The 20,986-nt window shown below is 75.1% G+C and carries 17 protein-coding genes; 4 read left to right on the top strand and 13 right to left on the bottom strand.

Going from position 1 to position 20,986, the window contains the following annotated elements; genetic code table 11:
• Window positions 1–100: 100 nt before the first annotated feature.
• The 5 genes from FH969_RS02230 to ftsH all read right to left on the bottom strand — a co-directional run bounded on the left by FH969_RS02230 (window position 101) and on the right by ftsH (window position 6,730).
• Window positions 101–1,819: a PH domain-containing protein gene (locus tag FH969_RS02230; RefSeq protein ID WP_218975237.1), complete on the bottom strand. Its 1,719-nt coding sequence runs from the start codon at window positions 1,817–1,819 to the stop codon at window positions 101–103.
• Window positions 1,816–2,394: a PH domain-containing protein gene (locus tag FH969_RS02225; protein WP_139985821.1), complete on the bottom strand. Its 579-nt coding sequence runs from the start codon at window positions 2,392–2,394 to the stop codon at window positions 1,816–1,818. The genes FH969_RS02230 and FH969_RS02225 overlap by 4 nt, the downstream gene beginning before the upstream one ends.
• Window positions 2,395–2,435: 41 nt before the next feature.
• Complete coding sequence (locus FH969_RS02220) at window positions 2,436–2,921, bottom strand: DUF3180 family protein (RefSeq protein WP_139985820.1); 486 nt, start codon at window positions 2,919–2,921, stop codon at window positions 2,436–2,438.
• A 1-nt stretch (window position 2,922) separates the two neighbouring features.
• Window positions 2,923–4,605, bottom strand: a complete 1,683-nt coding sequence (locus FH969_RS02215; protein ID WP_139985818.1) for a hypothetical protein — start codon at window positions 4,603–4,605, stop codon at window positions 2,923–2,925.
• 94 nt (window positions 4,606–4,699) lie between these two features.
• A complete protein-coding gene (ftsH, locus tag FH969_RS02210) occupies window positions 4,700–6,730 on the bottom strand; it encodes an ATP-dependent zinc metalloprotease FtsH (protein WP_139985816.1) in 2,031 nt (676 codons plus the stop codon).
• Between the two features lie 441 nt (window positions 6,731–7,171).
• Here ftsH and FH969_RS02205 point away from each other — a divergent pair, with 441 nt between their 5' ends.
• Entirely contained in the window at window positions 7,172–7,687 is a 516-nt protein-coding gene (locus tag FH969_RS02205; protein ID WP_139985814.1) for a hypothetical protein, read from the top strand.
• Between the two features lie 40 nt (window positions 7,688–7,727).
• Here the strand turns inward: FH969_RS02205 and hpt are convergent, their stop codons facing one another.
• The 4 genes from hpt to dacB form a co-directional block, all read right to left on the bottom strand.
• Window positions 7,728–8,267, bottom strand: a complete 540-nt coding sequence (gene hpt / locus FH969_RS02200; RefSeq protein WP_199916605.1) for a hypoxanthine phosphoribosyltransferase — start codon at window positions 8,265–8,267, stop codon at window positions 7,728–7,730.
• Window positions 8,268–8,342: 75 nt separating this feature from the next.
• Entirely contained in the window at window positions 8,343–9,455 is a 1,113-nt protein-coding gene (gene tilS, locus FH969_RS02195; RefSeq protein WP_139985812.1) for a tRNA lysidine(34) synthetase TilS, read from the bottom strand.
• 7 nt (window positions 9,456–9,462) lie between these two features.
• On the bottom strand, window positions 9,463–10,581 hold the full coding sequence (locus FH969_RS02190) for a zinc-dependent metalloprotease (RefSeq protein ID WP_139985810.1): 1,119 nt from the start codon (window positions 10,579–10,581) through the stop codon (window positions 9,463–9,465).
• Between the two features lie 62 nt (window positions 10,582–10,643).
• Window positions 10,644–12,032 (bottom strand): D-alanyl-D-alanine carboxypeptidase/D-alanyl-D-alanine endopeptidase, encoded by a 1,389-nt coding sequence (gene dacB / locus FH969_RS02185; RefSeq protein WP_180359627.1) that lies wholly within the window; start codon window positions 12,030–12,032, stop codon window positions 10,644–10,646.
• 181 nt (window positions 12,033–12,213) lie between these two features.
• On the opposite strand from dacB, the gene FH969_RS02180 reads away from it, so the two are divergent.
• Window positions 12,214–12,735, top strand: coding sequence for an inorganic diphosphatase (locus tag FH969_RS02180; protein ID WP_108719085.1), 522 nt, complete (start codon window positions 12,214–12,216; stop codon window positions 12,733–12,735).
• A gap of 233 nt (window positions 12,736–12,968) precedes the next feature.
• On the opposite strand, the gene FH969_RS02175 is transcribed toward FH969_RS02180, so the two are convergent.
• The 3 genes from FH969_RS02175 to FH969_RS02165 all read right to left on the bottom strand — a co-directional run bounded on the left by FH969_RS02175 (window position 12,969) and on the right by FH969_RS02165 (window position 16,270).
• On the bottom strand, window positions 12,969–13,403 hold the full coding sequence (locus FH969_RS02175; RefSeq protein ID WP_139985807.1) for a DUF6918 family protein: 435 nt from the start codon (window positions 13,401–13,403) through the stop codon (window positions 12,969–12,971).
• Between the two features lie 92 nt (window positions 13,404–13,495).
• Window positions 13,496–14,716, bottom strand: a complete 1,221-nt coding sequence (metX, locus tag FH969_RS02170; RefSeq protein ID WP_425462442.1) for a homoserine O-acetyltransferase MetX — start codon at window positions 14,714–14,716, stop codon at window positions 13,496–13,498.
• A 174-nt stretch (window positions 14,717–14,890) separates the two neighbouring features.
• The gene (locus tag FH969_RS02165; RefSeq protein WP_139985804.1) at window positions 14,891–16,270 is read right to left on the bottom strand and encodes a bifunctional o-acetylhomoserine/o-acetylserine sulfhydrylase; all 1,380 of its coding nucleotides are present in this window, start codon (window positions 16,268–16,270) and stop codon (window positions 14,891–14,893) included.
• 346 nt (window positions 16,271–16,616) lie between these two features.
• Between FH969_RS02165 and FH969_RS02160 the strand changes: the two genes are divergently transcribed.
• Complete coding sequence (locus tag FH969_RS02160; RefSeq protein WP_139985802.1) at window positions 16,617–18,089, top strand: C40 family peptidase; 1,473 nt, start codon at window positions 16,617–16,619, stop codon at window positions 18,087–18,089.
• A gap of 43 nt (window positions 18,090–18,132) precedes the next feature.
• Window positions 18,133–18,846 (top strand): maleylpyruvate isomerase N-terminal domain-containing protein, encoded by a 714-nt coding sequence (locus FH969_RS02155; protein ID WP_139985801.1) that lies wholly within the window; start codon window positions 18,133–18,135, stop codon window positions 18,844–18,846.
• Between the two features lie 47 nt (window positions 18,847–18,893).
• Here FH969_RS02155 and FH969_RS02150 read toward each other — a convergent pair whose 3' ends face one another.
• Window positions 18,894–20,819 carry an alpha-amylase family protein gene (locus tag FH969_RS02150; RefSeq protein ID WP_139985799.1) on the bottom strand — a complete coding sequence of 642 codons (1,926 nt, stop codon included), beginning with the start codon at window positions 20,817–20,819 and terminating at the stop codon, window positions 18,894–18,896.
• Window positions 20,820–20,986: the final 167 nt, after the last annotated feature.

Here is a 20,986-nt window from a genome sequence, read left to right as displayed (position 1 = left end):
ATCCGCGCGCGCGATGTGTCGACGCTACGGCGTGGCTGTGACATGTCTGTGAGTCCTCGATCAGCGCACCGAGCGCCCGCGGTGCGCCGGGCGGACTGCGTCAGGGCTCCGCGTGGCGCATCCACTGCTCGGGACCCGCCACGCGCCGCGCGGCACGTGCGCGCTCGGCCTGGTCCGCCATCAGCGCGGCCGCGACGGCGGCGTCCACGTGCGGCAGCGTCGGGGAGATCCCGCCCGACGTGTGGGCCGAGAACGTCACGACCCGCAGCCGACGGTCGATGGGGCCCTGGCTGACCCCGAGCGACTGCGTGCGCTCGTGCGGCACGAACGTCAGCTCGCGCCAGATCCGGCCCCGCCGCAGGGCCAGCGCGGCGCCGAGCACGCGGAAGGCGTTGCGCCGCCAGGCCAACGGGTCCACCCACCGGGCGCGACGTGGAGCGGGCACCCACCCCTCGGCGTCGCCCGAGCCGACGAGGCCCGCCACGACGGCGTCGTACTCCTCCGCGTGCAGGTCGGGCAGGACGAGGCGGAGCATGACCGCCACCTCCTCGCGGGTGCCCACCGGGAGCAGCGCGTCGGTGAGGGCGTCGCCGTCGGAGCCGATCCCCACGTTCGCCAGCGTCACGCGCAGCCGCCACCACCCGGCCAGGCGCCAGAGCGGACCCTGGTGGACCGCGACGGCCTGGACCCGCCCGGGCGGGATGGTCTTCGCCTTCGTCTCGAGCAGGCCGGCGCGCACCCGCAGACCGTCCGGGGACACCGCGACGCGCGTGTTGAACTCGCTGGAGAACCGGCCCCACACGAAGCCGACGACGCCGAGCAGCGCGAAGATGCTGCCGAACAGGGCCTCCCACGACCCGGTGAAGACGCCGAACCCGACGACGCCCACGATCCACAGCAGGAGCACCACCGTCGCGCCGTGCAGGAGGAGCGACCCGACGAGCCGACCCGGCGCGAGCTGGAACACCTGGTGCTCGGGCGCCTCGGGCGCGAGCCGCCGGGCGAGCCCAGCCGGCAGGGGACGCGGCGTCGTGGCATCGAGCCCCGTCGAGGCGTCGGGGCGGCCGTCGGGGCCGACGGCGCCGTCGCGCCCCGCACCGGGCGCACCGGACGCTCCAGGCGCACCCGGTCGGTTCACGACGCCGTCCTCGGCGTCCGGGCCGCCCACGCTCGCCGCGGCGTCGGCGCTCTCGCTCGCTCGCACGACGTCGGCGACCGAGTCCTGCCCGGCGTCGATGGCGGCGAGGTCGAGGTCGTCGACGTCGACCCCGGCCGCCCGCGCGAGGACCTCGTTGCGCACCGCCTGCGCCTCGTCCTGGGTGAGGTAGGCCAGCGAGAGCACGGCGTCCGCGCCGCCGGCGCTCTCGACCTTGACCGCGGCGAAGCCGAAGATGCGCCCGAGGATCGGCTGCCCCACCTCGACCGCCTGGATGCGGGTGAGCCGCGCGACGCGCTCGCGCCGGAACAGCACGCCGCTGCGCAGGACCACGGCCTCCGACGTGATCGCGTACTCCATCCGCCGCCACGCGAGGTAGCTGTAGCCGAGCGAGACGAGGATCGCGAGCAGGATCACGCCGGCCACGAGGCCGATCACGGCGAGCACGGGCAGCGGGATCCGGGCGAGGTCGTCGAAGGACTGGAAGAGCGCGATCGCGACGAGTGCCGCGGCCATCTTCCAGGCGGTGAGCAGCGGGGTCACGCGGTGCACCCTCCGCCACTGCGTGGTCGGGCCGACGCCGTCGCTGCTTGCGGCGCCCGCGCTGGCCGCACCGCCCGCGCCGCTCGCGACGCCTGCCCCGCCCGGATCGCCCTGGCTCACAGGCCCGCCAGCGAAGACTCGCCGAGCTGCGTGAGCCGGTCCTTCAGGCGTGCCGCCTCGGCGGCCTCGAGGCCGGGGACGGTCGCGTCGGTGCTCGCCGACGCGGTGTGCAGCTGCACCTCCGCGATCCCGAGCGCGCGGGTCAGCGGCCCGGAGGAGACGTCGGTGAACTGCATGCGCCCGTACGGCACGACGACGAGCGACCGGAACAGCACCCCCTTGCGCACGAGCAGGTCGTCCGCGCGCTCCGCGTAGCCGTACGCGCGCACCTGGCGCGGCACGAGCCACGCGATCCAGGCCATGAACGCCGCAACGGCGAGCGGCGCCGCCCACACCCAGCCGCCGAACACGATCGCGAGCACGAGGCCCGCGACGAAGGGAAGCGCGAGCCAGGCAGCGGCGGTGACGAGGCGCGCCCGGACGAGGCGAGGCGAGACGCTGCGCCAGGTCACGCCGTCGGGCGCGAACGGGTCGGTGCCGGACGTCGACTCACCGCCGACGGCGTGGCCCGGCTCCGGGAGCGGGGCGGGGCCGGGCTGTGCGGACGAGGCAGGGCCGGACGCGGGGTCGGTCATACGCCCATCGTGCCAGGGCGGCCCGTCCCGAGGGCCGAGAGTCAGGCCGGGTCGGCGGGCGGACCGCCGCGCCGGCCGGAGCCGCGGGGGTCGTCCGGGTCGTCCGGCACGCGGCACCAGTGCTGCACGAGCAGGCCGGCCGCCACGCACAGGAGCGCCGCCACCAGCGTCGCCGACCCGACGAGCACGTCGCGCCGTGCCGCCGGGGCGTCCGCGACGGCGGCCACCGCGGCGATCTGCGCGGCTCCCGCGCCCACCATGGCGGCGCCGACGAGCGCAGCGGTCACGGCCAGCGCGGCGACCCGCGCCGCCGCGATCGCGTCCATCGTGCCGCGGCCACGCACGAGCTGGCGCACGCGCCAGCCGAGCGCGAGCACCACCACGGCGCCCACCAGGAGCAGGATCGGGACGACGAGGGGCGCCGGCACGCTGGTTCCGCGGCTCGAGGCCCACTGCAGCACCAGGAACACCACCGTGAACCCGATGAGCGCCGCGACGATCAGGCCCACCGGTCGGGCGCGGACCACGTCAGGTCAGCCAGTCGAGCGCGAGCCAGCGCACGGCGTCGCGGTCGGGCGCGGTCTCGGCCAGCACGACGACGCTGCCGCCGCCGAGCCCCTCGAGCACGGCACGCGGGTCGAGCTGCGCCCAGGGCACGAGCACGGCCGCGGACGACGCGGCGCCGGGGAGCGGCAGCTCGACCCCGTCGACCTCACCGATCAGGCCCTCGACGGCGAGCACCTCGGCCGTGACGCCGACCGCCGCCGCGCCCTCGGCCGCGTCGCGCAGCGCGTCGGGCGGGAGCGTCGTCGTGATGGCGACGACGGCGGTGTGCAGGTCCGCGCCCGACGTGGCGGTGCGGGCGAGGGGTGAGACGTCACGCACATCGATCCCGGCCGCGGCTCGCAGGCCGTCGACGCTGCGTGCGAGGTCGCCGCGGGCGTCGTGGGTCGATGCCGAGAGCACGAGCAGTGCAGGCAGCGGCGCCTCCGCGCTGGGGCGGCGCACGGGCGGGCGGGCGGGCACGGCGGACGACGACGGCGGCGCGGGCTGCGGCGCAACGACGGCCTCTCCGGCTGCGGCGACGGGAGCGGGTGCGGGCGGCACGGCGGGCAGGCCCCACTGTCCGGGTGCAGCGTCAGGCTCGGCCTCGGCGTCTGGCCCGGGCTCGACCTCGGCGTCGGGCTCGGCCTCGGCGTCGGGCTCGGCCTCGGCGTCGGGCTCGCGTTCGACGTCGGGCTGCGACTGGCCGACGTACGGCGCCTCGTCCGCGGGTTCGCCGGCGGGCTCCGGCTCGCCGTCGAAGGGCTCCTCGTCCAGGTGCTCGCCGGCGTCGGGCCGGTGGTCGGGTACCGCCTGGCCGTCGAACGGCGCCTCGCCGTCGAAGGGCTCGTCGTCGAACGGCGCCTCGCCGTCGAAGGGCTCGTCCGCGCGCGCACCGTCGGCCGGACTGCCGGGCTGTGCCTCGCCGTCGAACGGCTCGTCGCCCTCGCCGGGCGCGGCCTCGTCGTCGGCGACGCCGAGGCTGTGCCGTGGCTCGCCGTCGGGCGCCTCGTCCGCCACCGAATCGCCGGGGCTGTCGAACGGGTTGTCGCTGGGTCGACCGTCGCGGCCCGCCGCGGCTGCTGCGCCGGCGGCCGCCACCGCCGCGGCGGCGAAGCCCGCAAGACCGGGCGGCACCGCGAGCCCGGGAACCGGGGGCGCTGCGGACTCGACCGCGGCGGGCAGCGCCGCCGGCGCCACGACGGGCGCGACCACGGGGCCGGCCGCAGGGTGCGCGACGGGCGGGAAGGCGGCCGCCGCACCGGGGGCCGGCTGCGCAGCGGCGGGGTCCGCCGGACCGCCGGAGGCGTCCACCCCGGCCGGGGCCGCGGCGCCGGCGGGCGCGGAGCCGGCTGCACCGCGCCGCAGCGTCACCTCGACGCCGGTCACCGGGACGCCGAGGGCGACCTCGGGCTGGTGCACGGTGACGCTCACCCAGGTGGCGCCGGCGTCGAGCACCGCCGAGGCGATGGCCTGCGCGCGTGCCGTGAGGCTCGCGGCGGGCCAGCCCAGTGACTCCGCGGCGGCCTGGGCGAGGCCGGGAAGGTCGGGCTCGCCGTCGGCGCCGAGCTCGAGGTCGACCAGGAAGGGCTCGAACTGCTCGGAGCCGTCGACCGAGGCGACGGCGCCGCGACCAGCGAGCCCGAGGATCCGGTAGGTGTCGGTCACGGCGTCAGCCTACGGCGCGGGGTGCGCGAGCGCCCGAGCCGCGCGCGGCCGACGGCGAACGGTGCCGCCGGTCCGCGAGCTCGCGCACCGAGCCTCACGCGTGCGGGGTCTCCCCCGGCGGGACCTCCTCGACGACGACCGCGGGGTGCTCCGGGTTCGCGGCCGCCGCCTGGTCCTGCGGGGCGAGGACGGGCAGGTCCTGCGCCACCTCGAGCGGGGAGCGGACCGGCGGGCGGTTGCTCACCGGACGGGCCGGGGAGGAGTGCCAGACCGGGCGCGGCTCGCGCTTGACGACCGGCTCGAAGACCGCGGCGAGCTCGCTCTCGTTGAGCGTCTCCTTCTCGAGGAGCTCGAGCGCGAGCGCGTCCAGCACGTCGCGGTAGGTCGTCAGGATCTCCCACGCCTCGTCGTGCGCGGCCTCGATGAGGCGGCGCACCTCCTCGTCCACGATGCCCGCGATGTCCTCGGAGTAGTCCCGCTGGTGGCCGTAGTCGCGACCGAGGAAGACCTCACCGTCGGCCTGGCCGAGCCGGATCGCGCCGACCCGCTCGCTCATGCCGAACTGCGTGACCATCTTGCGGGCCGTGGCGGTGGCCTTCTCGATGTCGTTGGAGGCGCCGGTGGTCGGGTCGTGGAACACGAGCTCCTCGGCCACCCGGCCGCCCATCGCGTAGGAGAGCTGGTCGAGCAGCTCGTTGCGGGTCGTGGAGTACTTGTCCTCGGCCGGCATCACCATCGTGTAGCCCAGCGCCCGACCACGCGGCAGGATCGTCACCTTCGTCACGGGGTCGGTGTAGCGCAGCGCCGCGGCGACGAGCGCGTGGCCGCCCTCGTGGTACGCGGTGAGCTTGCGCTCGGACTCGTTCATCACCCGGGTGCGCTTCTGCGGACCGGCGATGACGCGGTCGATCGCCTCGTCGAGCGCGCGGTTGTCGATGAGGTGGGCGTGCGAGCGCGCGGTGAGCAGCGCCGCCTCGTTGAGCACGTTCGCGAGGTCCGCGCCGGAGAAGCCGGGCGTGCGCTTGGCGACGGCCTTGAGGTCGACGTCCGCCGTCATGGGCTTGCCCCGCGCGTGCACGTTGAGGATCGCGAGCCGGCCCTTGAGGTCGGGCGCGTCCACGGTCACCTGACGGTCGAACCGGCCCGGGCGCAGCAGCGCGGGGTCGAGGATGTCGGGGCGGTTGGTAGCCGCGATGAGGATGACGCTCTGGTTCTTCTCGAACCCGTCCATCTCGACGAGGAGCTGGTTGAGGGTCTGCTCGCGCTCGTCGTGACCGCCGCCCAGACCGGCGCCGCGGTGGCGCCCGACGGCGTCGATCTCGTCCACGAAGATGATCGCCGGCGCGCTGGCCTTGGCCTGCTCGAACAGGTCGCGCACGCGGGAGGCGCCGACGCCGACGAACATCTCGACGAAGTCGGAGCCGGAGATCGAGAAGAACGGCACGCCTGCCTCGCCGGCGACCGCCTTGGCCAGCAGCGTCTTGCCGGTACCAGGGGCGCCGAAGAGCAGCACACCCTTCGGGATCTTCGCGCCGACCGCCTGGTAGCGCGCGGGGTCGGCGAGGAAGTCCTTGATCTCCTGCATCTCCTCGACGGCCTCGTCGACGCCCGCGACGTCGGCGAACGTGACGTCGGGGTTCTCCTTGTTGACCTGCCGCGCCTTGGACTTGCCGAAGCTCATCATCCGCGAGCCGCCGCCCTGCATGCGCGACATCACGAACCAGAACACGCCGACGAACAGCGCGAGGAGGAAGAAGGTCGACAGCAGCGAGGACCACCACGGCGTGGACGGGACCACGGAGTTGTAGCCGTCGGCGGGCGCCGCCGAGGCGACGAGGTCGACGACGTGCTCGCCCTGGGGCGCGACGTACACGAACTGCACGTCGGTGCCCTTGTTGACGCCCTCGCCGTCGGTGAACGGCTCGCTCAGGGTGAGCTCGACGCGCTGGTAGCCCTCGGTGATCTCGGCGGACGTCACCGTGTCGCCGCGGAGGAGCTCCATGCCCTCGGAGGTCTTGATGGTCGTGACGCCCCCGCCGCGCAGCAGGCTGAGGCCCAGCATGAGCACGAGGACCGGCAGGAGGATCCACAGCAGCGGGCCGCGGAGCAGCTTCTTGGCATTCATGTGCGGGGCCGCGCGGCCCACCCTTCTCGTCGAGACACCTGGGGCGACGGTATACGACCAAGGCGCCCCGTTAGCCCGCTGTTCGCCGACGGCAGGACGCCGCGGCGCTTGACGGGCCTCGTCGGTGCACCCGGAGGGACTGCACGAGCCTCCGACGCACCGACAGGTGACAACGCCGACGGCGCGGCGTCGGTTCCCGATCGCGTGCCCGACGGCGAGCTCCCGTGCGCGGTCGGCTCACCTCGCGCGTCGCGCGCCGTCGCGGGGCGACCGTTGCCACGACGGGCCCGCGCCGGCACCGCGCCGGCCGACGTCGGCCCACGCCGGCCCGCGCCGGTCCACGACGGCCCACGTCGGCCCACGCCGAGGCGCCGGCGGTCTCACGCCGGACGCTGGTCGAGGGCACAGGCGCGTCCCAGGCGCCGCGCCGAGGCTCGGCGCATGACGACCTCCACCGACACCCCGTTCGTCCCGTCCCCGCAGCCGGGCTCGGCGCCGACCCCGCCGCAGTCCGACCCGGCGGCGACGACGGCGCCCGAGCCCACCGCCCCGTCCGCGACCCTCGCGGCCGCCCAGGCCGACGACACCCGCCCGCTGCCGCCTCCGCCGTCGGGCGTCGAGCTGGCCGAGGGCGCTGTCCCCCCGCCCCCGGCGCCCGGTGCCGAGACCGCTCAGGAGGTCCCGCCGTCGACCCCGTTCCTGCGCCGGACGTGGGTGCGCGTGGCGGGCGCGGTGCTCGCCGTCGTGCTCCTGTTCGGGTCGGGCTTCGCCACGGGCTACGCGGTCTCCTCGGCGCGACTGCCGCTGCGCGGCGCCGGGACGAGCGACGTCCAGCCCGGCGGCGCGGGCGGACCCGGCGGCGGGCCGGGCGGTGACCAGGGCGGGATGCCCGGTCAGAACGGGCAGCAGAACCAGGGCCAGGGCGAGGACTCCGGCGACACCGGGTCGGGCACCTGAGTCGGCGCGGCGGCCGCCACGCCGACGGTTCCCTCGGCGGTCAGCCGCCGTAGACGTGCGGGGCGAGCACCGCGACGAACGGCAGCTGCCGGTAGCGCTCGGCGTAGTCGAGGCCGTACCCGACGACGAACTCGTTCGCCACGTCGAACCCCAGGTACCGCACGTCGACCTGGACCTTCGCGGCGTCCGGCTTGCGCAGCAGCGTGGCGACCTCGAGGCTCGCCGGCCCGCGCGAGCGCAGGTTCGACAGCAGCCACGAGAGCGTGAGGCCCGAGTCGATGATGTCCTCCACGATGAGCACGTGCCGCCCGGTGAGGTCGGTGTCGAGGTCCTTGAGGATCCGCACCACACCGGAGGACTGCGTGCCGGCGCCGTAGGAGGACACCGCCATCCAGTCCATCGCCACGTCACCGTGCAGATGGCGCATGAGGTCCGACATGACGAACGCGGCGCCCTTGAGCACACCCACGAGCAGCAGCTCGCTCCCTGCGTAGTCCTCGTCGATCTGCGCGGCGATCTCGGCCAACCGTCGCTGGATGTCCTCCTCGGACACCACGACACGTACCAGGTCCTGCCCCAGCTCGGGGTAGCGCCACTCGGTCACGGGTCAAGCCTGACACACGGCTCGGGCTGCGGGGTCACGCCGATCGGCAGGTCACGCGGGATCGGCGGGTGCGTCCGCTGCGCCGTCCCCCGCCGGCTCGTCGTGCGGCGCCTCGCGGTGCACCGGCCGGGCGGGCGTGCGCTCGAGCAGGAGCCGCTCGCCCTCCCGGCGCACCCTGAGCCCGCCGGGCACGTCCACGCCGACCTGGCCGCGCCAGCGCAGCAGCAGGTCGTCCACGCCGTCGACGTGCCGCGCGGCAAGCGACCCCGCGGGGGCGCCCGCCTCGACGAGCCAGTAGCGCACGGCGCGGCGCCGGATCGGCCCGGGCGCCGCGGCCAGACCCGCGACGTCGACGGCGGCGGGCCAGCCCGGCCGGCCGGGGACCTCCGCCGTGCCGACCACCGAGCGCGCGAGCAGCGCCCACCCCTCGTCCTCCAGGTACCAGACGTCCTCGCGCAGCTGGTCGGCCGTGCGCGCGAGCGCGGGCACCGGGTCGGCCCCGAGCGCCCGCGTGAGGGCGGGCAGCACGACGTCGCGCACCGCCGCACGGGGCAGGGGCTCGCCGTCGGCCCGGCGCAGGGGTCCGTCGGCCGCGTTGCCGGGGTCCTCCCACCACTCCAGGTCGAGCGCGCGGCACGCGGCACGCAGCTGCGCGCGGCGCAGGCCGAGCAGCGGCCGCCGAATGATGTCGGCCACCGGTTCCATGCCGACGAGGGAGCGTGCGCCGCTGCCGCGCGCGAGGCGCAGCAGGACGGTCTCGGCCTGATCGTCCATCGTGTGCCCGAGCAGGACCGCGACCGCGCCGGTCTCCTCCCGCACGGCCTCGAGCGCGCCGCGTCGGGCCGCACGCGCGGCGCCCTCGACGCCCCCGGTGTCCGCGACGGCGACCTGCCGCACCTCGACCGGGTCGAGCCCGAGGTCGCGGCACTGCTGCGCGGCGCGCGCGGCGATGCTCGCCGACGCGGGCAGCAGCGCGTGGTCGACGACGACGGCGCCCGCCCGCAGGTGCAGCCGCGGCGCCACGAAGGCGGTCGCCGCGGCGAGCGCGAGCGAGTCGGCGCCGCCCGAGCACGCGACGAGCACCAGCGAGCCCGGCGCGAGGTCGGCCAGCGCCGTGCGCACCGCGAGGCGCGTGCGGGCGACGTCGGGATGCGGTCCGCTCACGGCGCGCTCACCCGTGGACGCGGGTGACCCAGGCCGCCGGGTCGGCGATCTCCGCGGGCGTGGGCAGCGCCTCGGGGCCGGACCACACGGCGTTGAGGCCGGCGTGCCCGACCTGCTCGCGCACGCCCCGGACGAACGCCGCGCCGTTGCGGTACTGCAGCAGCTTGGCGTCCATGCCGAGCAGCCGCCGCATCACCAGCGTGCTCAGCGTGCGCTCGTCCCGGCGGCGCTCGAACGCCTCGCGGATCGAGCGCACGGTCGGAATCGCACGCGGGCCCACCTCGTCCATCACGACGTCGGCGTGCCCCTCGAGCAGGGACATCACGGCGATCGCGGCGGTCAGCTGCTCCTGCTGCTCGCGCGGCAGGATCGCCTCGAGCAGGCCGGGCACCTCGGGGGTGCCCGAGCGCGTCGCGCCCGTGAGCCGGCTGAGCAGTCCGGCGAGGCCGCCGCCGCCGGCGTCGGCCTGGTCGTCGTCGGGGGGCTCGGCGCTGTCGGCACCGTCCGGGACGAGGCCGTGCTCGCCGTCGTGCTCGCCGTCGTCGTCCCCGCCGAGCTGGCTGCGCAGCACGTCCTGCAGGACGCCGACGAGGTGGTCCCCCAGCCAGGGCGCTGCGGCGAACTGGACGGCGTGCGTCTGCTCGTGCAGGCACACCCAGAGGTGGAAGTCGGCGGCGTCGGCGTCGAGCTGGCGCTGCACCGCGAGCACGTTCGGCGCCACGAGCAGGAGGCGGCCGTCGCCCACGTACGGGTCGTACTGGCCGAGGATCCGCGTGCTGAGCAGACCGAGCGCCCAGCCCAGCTGCTCCCCCGCCACACGCGCGGCGCCGGGCACCCGGGGAGTGGGCAGCGCCTCGCCGGCCATCGCGCGGAAGGTGTCGGCGGCCGCGGCCGACCAGCGAGCGCGGTCCACCACGAGCACCCGACCGTCCGCGGCGCGCTCGGCCGCCTCGGTCAGGCCGGTGACGTCGGCGACGTAGGCGGGGGCGTCGACGGCGGAGGACCGCAGCGACCCGACCAGGGCCTCGAGCCCGGGACGGTCGATCGGCGGACCCGCCTTGACGACCCCGGCGGCACGGCGAGCGGCGTGCTCCCAGTCGACCGCGCCCTCGGTTCCCCGTGCCATCGCCCCAGCCTACGTCGGTCGGACGCGCGTTCCGGGCGGTTGCGCCGCCTGTGCGGACGGGGTCACGAGCAGCCGCACGCGGTCAGCGAGCGGACCCACGCGTCGATCTCGAGGCGGGCGGCGTAGCTGCCCGCGGTGGGCACGCCGTCGGCGATGACGGCGAACACGAGGAGGCGACCGTCCGCCGTGGGCGTGTAGCCGGCGAGGCTGACGACGCTCGGGAGCGTTCCGGTCTTCGCGCGGACGAGGCCGTCGTCGAGGCTGCGACCCGCGAGCGTGCCCTCGAGGCCGGCGACGGGCAGCGCGACGACGAGCGGACGCAGCTGCGGGTCGGTCGCGGCCTTGACGAGGACGTCGGCCAGCAGGCGGGGCGAGATCCGGTTGAGCGAGGACAGGCCCGAGGTGTCCGCGAGCGACGTCCCGGTCACGTCGATCCCGAGGTTCGCGACCGCGTTGAGCACGCCCGACGCCGCACCCTCGAACGTCGCCGGCAGGCCCGCGTCCAGCGCGACGAGCCGCCCGAAGACCTCCGTGAGGGTGTTGGAGGAGTCGGCCATCGCGAGGTCGAGCAGATCCACGAGCGGTGCCGACTCCACCCGCGCGACCTCGGTGGCGCCGTCCGGGACGAACGAGCGGGAGGGACCCTCGCCAACCTCGATCCCGCGGTCGCGCAGCGCCTGCGCGAACGTCTCGGCGGCGGTGTCCGACGGCGTGGAGTCGCGCCGGACCTGGCCGTCCACCACCCCGAGCATGATCCCCATCGCCTGGATCGGCGCGACGAAGCCGCCCGAGAGGTCGATCTCGGACCAGCCCTGCGCGCGGGGCGTGCGGTCGAAGAGTGTGTCGTCGAACCGCAGCGCCACCGACGTCGTGCCGGCGGCCTGCAGCGCGGCGACCGTGCGGTCCGCGAGGTCGCCGAGGCCCGCACGACCGAGCACGGCCGAGGGGTCGCCCGCGCCGGCGGCCAGCGCCATGTCGCCGCCGCCGACGAGGTAGAGCGTGTCGCCGTCCAGGCGCGCCGTGGTCGGCAGCGTGGCCTCGAGGTCGAGCGTGCTCACGGCGGCCGCCGCGGTGAGCACCTTGGTGGTGGAGGCGGGCAGGCGTGCGGCGTGGGCGTCGGCGTCCGCGAGCACGTCGCCGCTCGCGGCGTCGACCACGATCAGCCCGGGTGGGGTGCCCACCTCGGGCCGGGCGCGCAGCGCGGCGACGGCGTCGGCCAGGCCCGCCGCGGTCGGCACCGGCGCGGAGTCGTCGAGGGACGGCAGCACGGCGGCGGCCGGCAGGGGCGTCGAGATCGTCGGGGTCGGGAACGGCTCGGCCTCGGGCCAGGGCGCGTCGGTGGTGAACGGACCGGGCACCATCCCTCGCGCGTCCGCGGCCACGTACCCGGTCACGAGACCGACCGCGACGAGGGCGCCGACTCCGCCCACCAGCACCCGCCTGGTCCGCACGAGCGAGCTCCTCCTCCGGGTGTGACCACCCCGACACGTGTTCGGCCCTCCGGTGCGCCACACTGTGACCCGTACTGCACGAGGTCTGGACCGGGGGTTCATCCGACGGTCACCTGACCGAGACCCACACAGTAGGTCACCGGGCACGCCGCCGTGGTGAGCGCACGCGAGAGGACACGACGTGAAGTTCGACGTGACGATCGAGATCCCCAAGGGCCACCGGAACAAGTACGAGGTGGATCACCTGAGCGGCCGGATCCGACTGGACCGGATGCTGTTCACCTCGACCCGGTACCCCGACGACTACGGATTCATCGAGGGCACCCTCGGCGAGGACGGCGACCCCCTGGACGCGCTGGTGCTCCTGGAGGAGCCGACGTTCCCGGGCTGCCTCATCGAGTGCCGTGCGCTCGGGATGTTCCGGATGCGCGACGAGGCGGGCGGCGACGACAAGGTCCTCTGCGTGCCGGTCGGGGACCAGCGCGCGTCGTGGCGCGACGACATCGACGACGTGTCGGAGTTCCACCGCCTGGAGATCCAGCACTTCTTCGAGGTCTACAAGGACCTCGAGCCCGGCAAGTCCGTCGAGGGCGCGCACTGGGTGGGACGCGAGGAGGCCGAGGCCGAGATCGTGCGCTCCTTCCAGCGGGCCAAGGACGCGGGCCTCGAGCACGGGCACGGGTCGCACGGGCCGGGGCACTGACGCCTGCCGGACTGGGGCTGACCTGCGGTGACCGCGGCTGACCTGCCCGGACCGTGGCTTGACCGCGGCTGACTCGCGCCGACCTGGCTTGCCCGCTGCTCGCGGACTCGGGCAGCCATCCCGGGTCACCGACGACGAACGCCCCCGCCGACACGGCGGGGGCGTTCGTGCGTCTCGGCGGTGGACCGCCCGAGTGGCGGTGCCGATGTCCGAGCCGGAGCGGTGGACCTGGCTCAGCCGGCGTGCTTCTGGACGAGCGCCGCGAGCTTGGGCAGCGCGCCCACCATCACCTTGGCGATCTGGCCCTTGAACTTGTCGAACATGGCCCGCTCCTTGCCGCCGGCGGGCACCTCCGACTCGATCTTCGCCTGGAGCGCGGCGCCGACCTCGTCCTGGTGCGCCGTCACGTAGGCGGGGAAGTCGCCGCCCTCGGCGTTGCTGCGCTGCCAGAAGGGGTCGAGGGCGTCGGCCAGGGTGCCGAGGTAGGCGGCGGAGCCGCGCTGGACGACGTCGGGCTTCTGCTTCTTCGCCGCCGAGAAGGCGGCCTTCGCCGCGATCCCCGTCAGGCCGCCCATCCCCGCGACCTCACCCTCGATGAGCGTGGTGAGGTCGGCGACGACGGCGGGCTTCTTGTCCGGGGCGGTCAGGGTCTCGCGCAGCGTGGTCATGGTCCGATGCTAGGCGCCGATCCCGACACGAGCGCCAGCGCTCGGCGCCGGGGCGCTGCGGCAGGGCTTGAGGACGGCCCTCCGGCCGGCGCTCAGGACGTGCGCACGGCCGGCGCGACCTCGCCGAGGAACGCCGCGACGATCGGCCCGAGCGTGTCGAACTCGATGAGGAACCCGTCGTGCCCGTAGTCGGAGTGCATGACGTGCAGGTCCGCGTCGGGGATGCCCCGCGCGATCCGCGCCGAGTGGGCGGGCAGGAAGAGCCGGTCGGAGTCGACGGCGATGACCAGCGCGCGCGCCGTGACGCTCGCGAGCGCCGTCTCCACGCCGCCGCGGTCGCGGCCGATGTCGTGCGTGATCATCGACTGGGTGAGCGCCACGTAGGAGCCGGCGTCGAACCGCCGCGCGAGCTTGCTGCCGTGGTGGTCGAGGTAGGACTGCACGGCGTACCGGCCCGAGCCGTCGAGCGGGTTCTCGGCGCGCTGCGGGATCCGGCCGAACCGGGTGTCCAGCTCCCGTGCGGACCGGTAGGTGGTGTGGGCGATCTGGCGCGCGATGGCGAGCCCCGCCGTCGGGCCCTCGCCGTCGGGCGCGTCGTAGTAGTCCCCGCCGCGGAAGGCTGGGTCGGCGCGGATGGCGCCGAGCTGGGCGTGCGCCCAGGCGATCTGGTCGCCGCTGGTCTGAGCTGCCGTCGCAATCGCGGCGAGGCCACGGACCCGGTCGGGCGCCGTCACCGCCCACTCCAGCACGCGGTGGCCACCCATCGACGCGCCGATCACGAGCGCCCACTGGGTCACGCCGATCGCGTCGGCGAGGCGGATCTCGGCCTCGACCTGGTCCCGCACGGTGAGGGCGGGGAAGCGCGAGCCCCACGGCGCGCCGTCGGGCGCCGGCGAGGCGGGACCGGTGCTGCCCTGGCAGCCGCCGAGGACGTTCGGGGCGACGACGAAGTAGCGGTTGGTGTCGATCGGGCGACCCGGGCCGACCATCGCGGGCCACCAGCCGGGCGTGGGGTGCGCCGGCCCCGCCTCGCCGACGACGTGGGAGTCGCCCGTGAGCGCGTGGAGCACGAGCACGGCGTTGTCGCCCCGTGCGTTCAGCGTGCCCCACGTCTCGTACGCCATCCGCACGCCGGGCAGCTCGCCGCCGCCGTCGAGGTCGAGCGTGCCGACGTCGACGAACTTGCGGTCGCCCGCCGGTCGTCCGGGGCGCCACGCTGCGCTCGCGGGGAGCACGCTCACCTCGGGGGTGCGCACCTGGCCGCGCGCCGCGGGGGCGACGGTCCGGCGGGCGCGCCGAGGCTGGCTGGTCACCGGCACATCGTAGGGCTCGGGCACGACGCCCCCTCCTCTCGTCCCCGCGTGCCCGCGGTGACACCCGGCCGGGCGGCCGGGCGTCACCGCGGGCGCGAGCAGCTCTCAGTCGGGCCCGTTCGGGCCAGTCGGGTCCCGTCAGGCCTCGGTCGGGCCTTGGTCGGCCAGACCCGATCAGGCCTCGACGGCGACCGGGACGTCCCCGGCGGCGTCCACCTCACCGGGCTCACCCGTGGCGACCCGGGCGGCGGCCGCGAAGCCGTGCTCGAGGTCGGCGAGGATGTCGTCGATGTGCTCGAGCCCGACGGCGAGGCGCACCAGCCCGGGCGTCACACCCGAGTAGAGCTGCTCCGCCGGGGTGAGCTGGCTGTGCGTCGTCGAGGCCGGGTGGATGACGAGGGAGCGCACGTCGCCGATGTTGGCGACGTTGGAGTGCAGCTCGAGCGCCGAGACGAACGCCTGCCCGGCCGCGGCCCCGCCGTCGAGCTCGAAGGCGAGCACCGCGCCGGCGCCCTTGGGCGCGTACTTGAGCTGGTTCGCGTGCCACGGCGAGGACTCGAGTCCCGCGTAGTGAACGCGGACCACGTCCTCGCGCGCCTCGAGCCACGCGGCGACCTTCTCGGCGTTCGCGACGTGCCGCTCCACGCGCAGCGACAGCGTCTCGATGCCCTGCGCGATGAGGAACGCGTTGAACGGGCTGACGGCGGCGCCCAGGTCGCGCAGCAGCTGCACGCGCGCCTTGAGGATGAAGGAGAGGTTGACGCCGAACGCGCCCCCGACGCCGAGGTCGCGCGCGTAGACGAGGCCGTTGTAGGACGGGTCCGGCGTGTTGAAGTTCGGGAAGCGCTCGGGGTGCTGCGCGTAGTCGAACGTGCCGCCGTCGACGATCACGCCCGCGATCGAGGTGCCGTGGCCGCCGAGGTACTTGGTCGCCGAGTGCACCACGACGTCGGCGCCCCAGCGCAGCGGGTTGACGAGGTACGGCGTCGCGACCGTGTTGTCCACGATCAGCGGGACGCCGACCTCGTGGGCGACACCGGCGACACCCTCGATGTCGAGCACGTCGGTGCGCGGGTTCGGGATCGTCTCGCCGAAGAACAGCTTGGTGTTCGGGCGCACCGCGTCGCGCCACTCCTGCAGGTCGTGCGGGTCGGAGACGAAGGTGGTCTCGATCCCGAGCTTCGGCAGCGTGTAGTGCAGCAGGTTGTAGGTCCCGCCGTAGAGCGAGGACGAGGCGACGACGTGGTCGCCCGCCTCGGCGACGTTGAGGATCGCGAGCGTCTCCGCGGCCTGCCCGGACGCGACGAGCAGCGCCCCCACGCCGCCCTCGAGCGCCGCGACGCGGTTCTCCACCGCCTCCTGCGTGGGGTTGGTGATGCGCGTGTAGATCGGGCCGAGCTCGGCGAGCGCGAACCGCGCCGCGGCCTGCTCCGCCGACTCGAACACGAACGACGTCGTCTGGTAGATCGGCAGCGCCCGCGCGCCGGTCGCCGGGTCCGGGACCTGGCCGGCGTGGATCTGCTGCGTCTCGAACTTCCAGTCGGTGCTGCTCATCGCGTACTCCTCGCGTGTGTGGCGCGGCGCCCCGTCGACGTCGCCTGGTTCCCCCGGGTCCGGCGCCCTGCGGCGCTGCCAGAACGGTAGGCAGGGCGCGCCGGAACCACCCCTCGTGGTCGCGCTCGTCTCAGCATCCGGACTCTGGGTCCCGTCGACGAGGACACCCGCGCGCGACGGCGAACTACACCCGTGTGATTATTGGTCGGCCCCTTTCCCGCGTGTCGCGTTGACAAGACGAGGTGCGGAACTCTCAAGCCTCACGCTATGGTCGAGACCAGAACGTGACCTTCGCGGTCCGGACACCACTCGTCCACACCGCTTCACCACCTGATGGGAGAGCCCCGTGACATCGACGTCGAGAGGTCGTGCGCGCAACCGCGCCGGCGTGCTCGCGGGCTCGGCGCTCGCCGTCGTGGTGCTCGTGGTGCCGCAGTCCGGGGCGAGCCCGCTGCCCTCGCAGGCGGACCGCGACGCGGCGTCCGCCGCGGTGGACGGTGCGGAGGGGCGGGTCGCCGAGCTGGAGGCCGAGCTGGCCGCTGCGGACGCCAGCGCCGACCAGGCGGAGACCGACGCGCAGATCGCCGCCGAGCACGCGCTCGAGGCCCAGGTCGCCGCCGACGACGCCCGGGCGGCGCTCACCGACGCGCAGGCTGCCGCGGACGCCGCGGAGGCCGAGGCGGCCACCGCGCTCGACGACCTCGCGGCTGTCGCGATGGACACCTACCGCAGCGGCGGTCGCGCCGCGAGCGCCGCGGAGGTCTTCGTCGGAGCGGACGGGTTCGAGGACGTGCTGCGGCGCTCCACCGCCTACACGATGGCGAGCAACGCGGCCGGCGACGCCGCGCGCACCGCCGAGGAGGCGCAGGACGCCGCCGATGCCGCACGGACGGCCGCGACGAACGCGCAGACCACGTACGACCGGCGCGAGAAGGACGCCACCGAGGCGGCGAGCGCCGCCGACGCCGCGGCCAAGGAGGCCATCGCCCAGCGTGACGCCCTGGCCGCGACCATGAGCTCCGCGGTCACCGAGCTCGCGCAGCTGCGGCAGACCAGCGAGGAGCTCGAGCGCCAGTACCAGGAAGGTCTCCTCGAGCAGCGTCGGGCGGCGCAGGAGGCACAGGCCCGGCGCGACGCCGAGGCCGCCTCGCGCTCGTCCGCCGCCTCGGGCGGGGGTCCGGCCGCGTCGACGACGGCGAGCGGCGGCTCCGGCGGATCGGGCACCTCGGGCGGATCTGCCGGCTCGTCGGGTGGGTCTGGCACGTCGGGCGGCTCGAGTGCGTCGGGCGGCTCGGGATCCTCGGGCGGCGCAGCCCCCGCACCCGCCCCCACGACGGCAGCCCCGGCGCCTGCGCCCGCTCCCGCGCCCACGACGGCGGCGCCCGCCCCCGCGCCGGCCCCGGCCCCGGCCCCCGATCCGGCACCGGCGCCGGCGCCGGCGCCGGCGCCGAGCAATCCGCTCGGCCAGCGCGCCGTCGACCTCGCGCTCACGCAGACCGGCAAGCCGTACGTGCGCGGGGGCGCGGGCCCGGACACCTACGACTGCTCGGGTCTCGTGCAGTGGACCTACAAGCAGCTCGGCGTCAGCCTGCCGCGCACCACGAAGCAGCAGTGGGCCGCGACCACCCGGGTCAGCTCGTCCCAGCTGCAGCCGGGCGACCTCATCTTCTACTCGGACAACGGCGCCGCGAGCGGGATCTACCACGTCGCCATCTACACCGGACCGGGCATGCGGGTGCACGCTCCGAGCCCCGGCAAGAGCGTCGAGCACGTGAAGATCTGGAGCACCAACATCGTCGGGTACGGCCGGGTCTCCTGAGGCGCGGGCCCGCCGCGTCTCCGGTGCGTCGTACGCTCGGGCCATGACCGACATCGCCGTCGACCCCGTCTTGCTGGACGCCGATCTCGCCGAGTCGTGGGACGCCGTCATCGATTGGCTGCGCTCGCTCGACGACGAGGTGTTCGACGCCGAGACCCCCCTGCCGGGCTGGCGCGTGCGCGACCTCGTGACCCACCTCGGGCTCTCCATGCGCGTCCTCGCGAACGCCGAGCCCGCGGACCCCGCCGACGGCACGACGCAGCGGCACGACCTCTGCTCCTACCTCGCGGCCTACTCCGCCGACGCCGACGGCATCCGTGAGGCCGCGCGCACCGGCGAGGACGACACCGCCGACCCGGTCACCCTCGCCGAGGAGCGCGGCGCGGCCGCCCTGGCGACCCTCGCCCGGCTCCGCCGCGAGGGCGTGACCCGGGTGCTCACGCGCCGCGGGGTCATCGACCTCACGACGCTCGTGCTCACCCGCCTGGTGGAGGTCGTCGTGCACGGCGACGACCTCGCGCGCTCCGCGCACGTGCCCACGCCCGTCGACCCGACGGCGCGCACCACGGTGGCGCAGGCGTTCCTGTCGATGGTGAACCGGCGCTCGGGCTACGACCTCGAGGTCGGCGACGAGCGCGCGTGGATCCGCCTCGCCGCCGGGCGCATCGGCTGGGACCAGCGAGGCGGAGCCCTGCGCTCGGGGAACCTGGCCGAGGGCCTGCCGGACCTGCGCGAGTGGCTCCCGGTGGTCGGCTGAACCCGGTCTCTGCGTCAGAGCGACGTCAGAGCGACGTCAGAGCGGCGTCAGAGCGGCGTCGCGTGCAGCCAGACCACCCCGTGCGCCGGCAGGTCGACCCCGCGGCGCAGGTCCACGTCGGTGGAGCCGATCAGCTCGCGCGCGACGTGGTCCACCCCCGAGAACGTCATCGCGTCGACGTGCACCGCGTCGTCGCCGACGTTCGCCAGCACGATCACCCGCGGGAAGTCGTCGGTCCACCCCGGCCGCTGGAACGCGACCACCGAGCGCAGGCCGGTGTGGAACGGCAGCAGGCGTCCACCGCCCAGCTCGGGCGTGCGCCGTCGCACCTCGATGAGCTCGCGCAGGCGCGAGAACACCTGGCCCGACGCCGTCGTGACGTCCTCGCGGTTCGCGTAGGCCTCGGCGGGACGGAAGGGCCGGTGCACCCAGCGGGAGTCCCCGGCCTCGTCCGGGCGGTCGCGGTAGCCGTAGTCGTTGAGCTGCGCGACCTCGTCCCCGAGGTAGAGCAGCGGGATGCCACCGGTCGAGAGCGCGATGGCATGGGCCAGGACCACCCGGTCCACCCCGCCGGCGTCCCCGGCCTCGACCCCGGCGAGCGACGCCGTCGTGCCCGCGATCCGGCAGTCCCCGGTCCGCGGGTTGTCCTGGAAGGGGACCCCGCGGGAGAACGAGCCGGGCACCCGCCCGACGTAGAAGTCGTTGAGGAACCGCCGGTGCGGGTAGCCCTCGATGCCGAGCTCGGCGGCGTCCTCGTCGGCGAACGTCCAGCCGATGTCGTCGTGGCTGCGCACGTAGTTCACCCACGCGGTGCCCTCCGGCAGCGCGTGCCGGCGCTCGAGGGCCTGGTTGAGCAGGCGTGCGTCGCGGGTCGCGAGCGCCTCCCACGTGAGCGCCATCTGCAGCGGGTTGTAGGAGACCTGGCACTCCTGCGGCGAGACGTAGCTGACCACCTCGTCGGGGTGCACGATCGCCTCGGACTTGAACAGCAGCGCGGGCGCTGCGATCCGGAGCACCGCGTTGAACGCCTGGAGCAGCAGGTGCGCCTGCGGCAGCGACTCGCACGTGGTGCCGAGCTGCTTCCAGATGAACGCGACGGCGTCCATCCGCAGGAGCTCCACGCCCTGGTTGGCGAGGAACAGCATCTCCCCCGCCATCGCGCGGAAGACCCACGGGTTGGCGTAGTTGAGGTCCCACTGGAAGTGGTAGAAGGTCGCCCAGATCCAGCGGCCGTCCGCGAGCTGCACGAACGAGCCGGGATGGTCGTCCGGGAAGATCTCGCGCGTGGTGCGCTCGTAGGCGTCCGGCATCGTACGGTCGGGGAAGATGAGGTAGAAGTCCTCGTACGCGACGCCGTCGACCACCTCCCCCGCCACCGCGCGCCGGGCCCACTCGTGCTCGTTGCTCGTGTGGTTGAAGATGAAGTCGACGACGAGGCAGATGCCGTTGTCGCGCAGCTCCCGGGCCAGTGCGGCCAGGTCGCGCATCGAGCCGAGCGCGGGGTTCACGTCCCGGTAGGACGACACCGCGTACCCGCCGTCGGAGTTGCCCTCCGGCGAGGCGAACAGCGGCATGAGGTGCAGGTAGGTGAGCCTCAGCTCACGGAAGTAGGGGATCTGGCGCCGCACTCCGTCGAGGTTCCCGGCGTACCGGTCCACGTAGCAGACCCCGCCGAGCATGCCGTTCGAGCCGAACCAGAACGGGTCGCCCTCGCGCCGCGCGTCCAGCGCGCGCAGGTCCTCCGGACGCTCCCGCCACGACGTCGCCGCGAGATCCACGACGGCGAGCAGCGCCTCGAGCGCGTCCGCTCGCGTCCCGTAGACCTCGCCGAAGAGGCGGTGCAGCGTGGGGAAGTGCTCCGCGAACCGGGCGGCGAGGACGGGGTCGTACCCCGCGTCACCGGGTCGGAGCGCGGCGATGCGCTCGCGGGCGGTGTCGGCGTCGACGAGGACCGAACGGCTCAGCGCGGTCATCTGGCTCTTCCCTTCGTGGCGGTACCGGCGCCGGTGGCTGGCCTGGCCTGCACCGGTGCTGTCCGACGGCCGTCTGCGTCGGTCGGCGGCGCGACGTCGGGCGGCGTCGGTCGGCGTCGGTCGGGAGCGCCGCGACCGGGCTGCGACGGGCGAGCCGGCCCAGCGTC

The organism is Miniimonas arenae, from assembly GCF_006351005.1.
GTDB lineage: Bacteria > Actinomycetota > Actinomycetes > Actinomycetales > Beutenbergiaceae > Miniimonas > Miniimonas arenae.
Note: the sequence above shows the minus strand (reverse complement) of the source record. Positions and strands in the feature narration are given on the sequence as shown.

Coding starts and splice junctions, on each gene's coding strand:
- FH969_RS02225 (WP_139985821.1), bottom strand. CDS start 2,394: ATGACCGACCCCGCGTCCGGCCCTGCCTCGTCCGCACAGCCCGGCCCC.
- ftsH (WP_139985816.1), bottom strand. CDS start 6,730: ATGAATGCCAAGAAGCTGCTCCGCGGCCCGCTGCTGTGGATCCTCCTG.
- FH969_RS02205 (WP_139985814.1), top strand. CDS start 7,172: ATGACGACCTCCACCGACACCCCGTTCGTCCCGTCCCCGCAGCCGGGC.
- FH969_RS02190 (WP_139985810.1), bottom strand. CDS start 10,581: ATGGCACGGGGAACCGAGGGCGCGGTCGACTGGGAGCACGCCGCTCGC.
- FH969_RS02175 (WP_139985807.1), bottom strand. CDS start 13,403: ATGACCACGCTGCGCGAGACCCTGACCGCCCCGGACAAGAAGCCCGCC.
- FH969_RS02165 (WP_139985804.1), bottom strand. CDS start 16,270: ATGAGCAGCACCGACTGGAAGTTCGAGACGCAGCAGATCCACGCCGGC.
- FH969_RS02155 (WP_139985801.1), top strand. CDS start 18,133: ATGACCGACATCGCCGTCGACCCCGTCTTGCTGGACGCCGATCTCGCC.
- FH969_RS02150 (WP_139985799.1), bottom strand. CDS start 20,819: ATGACCGCGCTGAGCCGTTCGGTCCTCGTCGACGCCGACACCGCCCGC.